The organism is Herbidospora sp. RD11066, from assembly GCF_054661255.1.
The window spans coordinates 1-237 of the sequence record NZ_BAAGDO010000358.1; the positions used below are offsets into that span (position 1 = coordinate 1).

Genomic DNA, 237 nt, shown 5'->3' on the forward strand with positions numbered 1-237 from the left:
GCCACGATCCGCCCCCATCCCTCACCACGCACCTTGGAGATGGCAGCCAGTCCGTTTGGGATGTCAGCCAACTTCAGGCCGCGCCTGGGGGAGAGCTCTCCAGGAAATTTGCAGTATTCAGGAGTTATGTATCCCATTGCCGCAAACATGGAGATCCTGCCATGCTTCAGCTCAACCTCGTGTCAGCGCTTGAAGACGGCCAGGTCACCGTCTGAGGAAAGGCCAAGGGGGTCCCGA

1 protein-coding gene is annotated in these 237 nt (G+C 59.1%); it reads right to left on the reverse strand.

Translation table 11 applies throughout. From position 1 onward, the window contains the following. Positions 1-149, reverse strand: a 149-nt coding sequence (locus tag ACYQ78_RS40100) for a hypothetical protein (protein WP_459806236.1), incomplete at its 3' end; no start/stop codon positions are given. Between the last annotated feature and the right edge of the window lie 88 nt (positions 150-237).